Genomic DNA, 6168 nt, shown 5'->3' on the forward strand with positions numbered 1-6168 from the left:
GTGGATCAAGGACATGGTTCATGGACGAGCGCCGGCCGAGGCCAGTGAGGCGGTCTGGAATCGGATCCAAAATGAAGAGCGGGCTAATGGGTCGCTTGCCCGTGAGATCATAATCGCACTTCCGATTGAGCTTTCACGTGACGAGAACATCGCGCTTATGCGTGAGTTTGTGTCGAGCCAGATTACGTCATTGGGGGTTGTCGCGGACTGGGTCTATCACGATGCGCCAGGCAATCCGCATGTGCACTTGATGCATACGGAACGACCTGTTGAGGCAGCCGGTTTCGGAAAGAAGAAGATTGCGGTACTGGATGAGGATGGTAAGCCCCTCAAGGTCAATAACCGGATTGTTTATAACCGGTTGATCGGTGACCGGCATGCATTCAAGGACCTGCGACTGTCCTGGGGCGACACAGTCAATCGACATCTTGCGCTTGCAGGTCATGAGGCGCGCGTGGACATGCGATCGTTTCGTGAGCGCGGAATCGATCTTGTGCCGACCACGCATCTTGGGCCGGCTGGCACTGCGGTTCAACGCAAGATCGGCGAAAGCCAGGCGTGGGCGGCGCGCGAGGCTGCGCGCTTCGAAACCGCCGACAAGATCATGGAAAACCCGAACGAGTTGCTGAAGCTGATCAGCAACGAACGTTCGACCTTCACCGAAAAGGATATTGCCAAGGCGCTGCACCGCTTCATTGACGATCCGACAACCTTTGCCAACGTCCGGACCAGGGTCATGGCATCGGCTGATCTTGTCGAGGTTCGCGGGACGATCATCGATCCGCAGAACGGTGATGTTCTGACCTTACCCGTCTACTCGACGCGCGAGATCATCCGGATTGAGCATGACATGGCGGTTGCCGCCGACAAACTGGCGCAAACGCGCGGCTTCGGTTCGAGCGCAAAGACCGTTGCGCAGAGCATCCGTGCCGTCGAAACCAAGGACCCGTCGCGCCCGTTCCAGTTCGATCCGGAACAGGTTGCGGCGGTCGAGCATGTGACGTCCGGTACTGGCATTGCTACCGTTGTCGGCTTTGCCGGTGCTGGCAAATCGACATTGCTGGAAGCGGCAAACAAGGCATGGGTTACCGACGGTCGGCGGGTGTTTGGCGCGGCGCTGGCCGGCAAGGCGGCAGAGGGATTGGAGGAAAGCGCCGGTATCGCATCGCGCACACTGGCGTCATGGGAACTGTCGTGGAAGAACGGTCGCGATCGGCTCCAGCCGGGCGATGTGTTCGTCATCGATGAAGCGGGAATGGTCGCTTCCAATCAGCTGTCCCGCTTTATCACTGCCATCGAGCAAGCCGGTGCCAAGGCCGTTCTTGTCGGCGATGCCATGCAGTTGCAGCCGATCGAGGCCGGGGCGGCCTTCCGGGCTGTCACCGAGCGTGTCGGCTATGTCGAGCTGGTTGGCATCCGCCGCCAGAAAGAGGAATGGGGCCAAGAGGCATCGCGTCAGTTCGCACGCGGCCAGGTGGGTGATGCGCTCGAAGCCTATCGGTCGCGCGGCCACATTGTCGAAACCGTCGACAAGACCCAGGCGATCGACAGGATTGTTGTTGACTGGATGCAGGCACGCACCGACGCCAGCGCACAGGCGCAAGCGGCCGGCAAGGTGTTGAAGGGTGATGAGCTTCTTGTCCTGGCGCACACCAACGCCGATGTATTTGCGCTCAATGCCGGTATCCGTGAGGCGATCAAGGGGCAGGGCGAGTTGGCCGGCGAACGCGCCTTCGTCACCGAGCGTGGCACCCGTCATTTTGCGGTTGGCGACCGGGCGATCTTCCTCAAGAACGAACGGTTCGAGGAGAAGCTTGCGCCGGAGCTTGGCCAGCAGCAGGTCAAGAACGGCATGCTGGGGACGGTGATTGCGACGGCAGGCAGAAACGGCGAAGACCTTTTGCGTATCCGCCTCGACAACGGCCGGGAAGTCGCCTTCAATCCTGACACCTATCGCAACATCGATCATGGCTATGCCGCGACCGTGCACAAGTCGCAGGGTGTGACGGTCGACCGCGTCTTCGTCATGGCGTCGAAATCGATGGACCAGCATCTGTCCTACGTGGCGATGTCGCGCCATCGCCATCAGGTGACGATGTATGCGCCGCAGAGCGAGTTCAAGAGCTTTGACACGCTTGCGCAAACCCTTGGCCGCTCCGGCGCTAAATCGACGACGCTGGATTTTGCCAATGAGAGCAGCTATCGCGCCGCCGTCGATGCCTTTGCCGAGCGGCGTGGCATTGAAACGCTGACATCGATCGCGCCCGCCTTTGCAGCCTTTGTCGATCGTCAGAAGGCGTGGATCGAGGAGAAGCGCGAGCAGGTTTCGACGCTTTGGACGCGCGTGGAAAACGCCATGAGCGTTGGACGTCAGCGTTCGCCGGTAAATGATGTCTCGAACTCGGTCAACCAGAGCGGCCCTGAACCCGTCGCCCCGGTCGCCAGGATCGAGGGGCAAGGGGCAGGCTTTGCGCCTGTCACCTCGTTTGCCCGCTCGATGGAAGACGATGCGAAAATCCGTCTGACCCAAACAGCGGATTGGCGCGAGCGGCTGGCGCAGATGCAGCCGATTGTCGAAAAGGTCTATCGCGATCCGCAGACAGCTCTCCAGCTTCTTTCCCGGGCCGCGTCCACAGCGGATGCCCGCCTGCTCGCCCGGACTGTCATCGATGCTCCCCAGTTCTTCGGGGCGCTGCGCGGAGGCGAGAGCATTGTCGTTGGCCGGGCCGAGAGAGCGGAACGCGCAGCGGCCGTCGCTGCAACCACCGATCTTTCGACCCATGTGCGCAGTCTCGCCCAATCCACGCACCGGCATCATGCCGAGGCGCTGACGACTGAGAGTGAACGGCGGGCCGCCATGCAGGTTGCTGTTCCGGAACTGTCGGACGCTGCGCGTCTGCGCCTCGACGAGATGGAAGCGGTCCGCCGTGCCGGATCGGTGGATGCCTACCGCGACGCCACCCGTATCGTCATGCAGGACAAGACTGTGGCACAGGAGCTCGCTACCGTGGCGGCCGCCATTGCCGATCGGTTCGGCGAGGGCGCCTTTACCGATCGCGCCGGCGAGCTCGATAGCCAGAGAGCATTTGAACGGGTTGCCGACGCTGACCGCGCCCACCTTGAGAAGGTCACCGAGCACCTGGCGGCAATCCGCCGATTTGCCGGAGAGGTTGCCTTTGTCGAAAAGCTCGGCGCTCGACCCGAACTGGAAAAGACATCAGTACCGGCCGCAAGGACTGCCAAGGCGGCCGAAGTCGCTGTGCCATCTCCATCTGTCTCCCAGGCTCCGATGTTTGCTTCCGTCACCAGCTTTGCCAACAGCGTCGAGGAAGCGGCCCGCACGACCGTGCGCGAGAACGCCGGCTATCGCCAGTACATTGATGCGCTGACGCAGGCGGCGGCAAGGATCTGGCAGGACCCGTCAGAGGCGGTGGCCCGCGTTGAACGCGCAATCGCCACCGGAGGCACATCCGAGGGTATCGAGAAGTCGCTGAGGGAGGATCCTGCCAGAGGTGGAGAATTGCGCGGCTCCGACAGGCTGCTTGACCGGTTCACGGCGGCCGGCACTGAGCGTCAGGCGGCGATGGCAGAGCTGCCGGCAGCCCTTGCCGCAGTTCGCATGGCGGCCAGTGTCTATGGGACCGCTCTCGAGAATGAACTCGTCCGCGAGAAGGTCGCCCGCGAGCGCATGAGCATCGAGATCCCGGCTTTGTCCGACCAGTCGCAAAAGGCGGCCGCTCATCTGAGCGCGAGCCTCGAGTTCGGCATCGCGCAGTTCGAAAAAGCCGTGGGCGGCTTGTCGAGCGAGGTCAAGGCTGAGTTCAAGTCGGTCAATGATGCTCTCAATCAGCGGTTTGGCCGCAATGCCTTCGCCAACGAGTCAGCTGATCTTGCTCGCTTTGTTGCTCCCGGCCAGCGCGAAGCCCTCAATCAGGTTCAGGCGCAGCTGAAACTCGTTCAGACCGTCGTGCGCACCACGGTCGACCAAAAGCATCAGGTCGAACGGCAGATCCGGGCCATGGAGCAGGGAGGCAGGCTCACGCGATGAGCTGCAATGGGAGTAAACTTGCAACAACAAAGGGGGTGTGCAGGCAGGTCATCTTCAACATACCTGCGAAACGAACGGCGGACTCGCTAATATCAAAGTACCAACTGACTGCTTAGGTAAGAGCACCGTGCCCCTTTGCGAGAATGTCAATTCAGCGATGACATAGTGAGGATGAAATGTCGTCGTTCGGAGGCCAAGCCGGCTGCTTAGCACAGTCGATGAAGTGACCGCCGGGCAGCCACATTAGCTTGCATCCCTGAGATCTGAGGGCATATCGACTCAGTCGCGCTCGTCTCAGTGATCTAACAGCCAAACGCAGCGAGGCAAGTTTTCGCTTGGGCGATGCTGATGGTGTTGATTAGGTCGAGTAATTAAGCCGGACTGGCCGGCTGGCCTCGCCAGACAGCCATTAACGTAAATGTAAGGTTGACGCCGCAATTAGCTCCAATGTGTCGACTGGGGAAGTTGCGTAGCTTCGTGTACGCCCTGCCTCAAGTTTCCGGAGTATTTCGTTGCGTATCAAAATTGCATTCCTTCTGTCGCAAGGTGTCCTTCTTGCGGCTGGCGCCGTTTCGGCTCAAGAGGACTGGTATCCATGGGATGGTGATTGGTACTTAAAGGTCGGCGGCACCGGCTTTGTCGGACCCAAATTTGAAGGCTCCTCAAATCAGGTTTTCCAAGCGGCGCCGCTTGTTTCGCTCGGCAAACCGGGCAGTGCTGTGCGCTTTTCCTCGCGAAACGACAGCATGTCCTATGCGCTGTTCGACGAGGGCAGTTTTCGCGGCGGCGCTGCTGGCAAGCTGATTTTCAAGCGTGACGGTGAGACGTCAGAAGATCTTGAGGGGCTTGATCCGATCAAGTTTGGGGGCGAAGTGGGCGGATTTGCGGAGGCCTATCCGACCGAGTGGATGCGTGTACGTGCGGAGCTCCGCCAAGGAATCCGCAGTCATGCCGGTATCGTCGGCAACTTTGATGTGGATGCATTTGTGGATGTTAGCAACAAAATTCGCATTTCTGGTGGTCCGCGGTTGACCGCAGCTACAAAAAAATACGTCAATGCCTATTATGGCGTCGATGCTGTGGAATCCGCAGCATCGGGCCTTGATACTTACAGCGCGCATGGCGGTCTCCATTCTGCGGGAGTTGGCGCTGCGGTCAATTGGCAGGCGACCGAGAAACTGGAGTTGGGTGCCTACGCCGAGTACCGACGATTGCTGGGAAGCGCCGCCGACTCAACCTTGGTTCGCGACCGCGGTAGCCGCAATGATCTCGTCGTCGGCCTCTCCGCGACATATCGATTTGACTTCACCGTTCCTTGAGTCGGCGAAAAAATTAGCACCAGGTGGCGGAAAAACCTTTGCCGGAAGACCTGCCGCCCGAGCGTGTAGAATATGATCGTGCCCGACGCCCAGAAGGCTTGTCCCCGCTGTGATAGTCAAATGCATCGCATGGGTGAGGCGGTTACCGAGCAGCTCCATATCTAGGTCATAGAAATAAGTGCCGCGCTCACCTGTGATGAGACCGCACTTTGAGTTGTGCCTCATGTTGCTCTCCTTTTGGTGGATGCTCGTGGCGATGGTTGCAATGATATAAACGATGGCGCGGTTCACTGCGGTAGGGTGGTTGATGAGAGATAAGTCTGCTCTTGATGAGGGCTTGCTGCTACAGTTGACAGTGCCTCGCCTAGGGCTGCTGCTGCGTGGCGCGCGGTAACCCGCGTCGAATCCGGAGCCCAAAATTCTGGGCCGTTTCCGTCCGAGTTCCACGACGGCAATTACCGGAATTGCTCTGGTGGTTTGCCATCGAGTGGAGAGCCCATGCGAGCGGTTCAACTCCATCCTCTGGACCATCCTTTATCCCGGAACTTTTGTGATGACCTTGCATGGTGCTGGTGAAGTACCATTGGGAAGCGGGACACCGCTCGACCAGCGGGCGTCGCATACTCTGGACATGCCGGCTATAACTCTCGGATGTGAGGTGTACCCGCGTACTCGCGTTTGCGGCCTTGATTTATTCAGTAGGGTCAGGAGTTAGCTCCTCCTGACCCTCCTGATAGTTACCAGGTGATTTTAAGACCGCCCATGACCTTGCCGGCGACATCGGTGTGTCCGCCGAACTCG

The 6168-nt window shown here is 59.6% G+C and carries 2 protein-coding genes; both read left to right on the plus strand.

Features of this window, described 5'->3' with window-relative positions; all coding sequences use genetic code 11:
• Positions 1-13: 13 nt before the first annotated feature.
• On the plus strand, positions 14-4048 hold the full coding sequence (gene traA / locus LH464_RS23815) for a Ti-type conjugative transfer relaxase TraA (protein WP_226788890.1): 4035 nt from the start codon (positions 14-16) through the stop codon (positions 4046-4048).
• Between the two features lie 512 nt (positions 4049-4560).
• Positions 4561-5367 carry a MipA/OmpV family protein gene (locus LH464_RS23820; RefSeq protein WP_226788891.1) on the plus strand — a complete coding sequence of 269 codons (807 nt, stop codon included), beginning with the start codon at positions 4561-4563 and terminating at the stop codon, positions 5365-5367.
• The last annotated feature ends 801 nt before the right edge of the window (positions 5368-6168 follow it).

Source organism: Pseudorhizobium xiangyangii (genome assembly GCF_020531965.1).
GTDB lineage: Bacteria > Pseudomonadota > Alphaproteobacteria > Rhizobiales > Rhizobiaceae > Neorhizobium > Neorhizobium xiangyangii.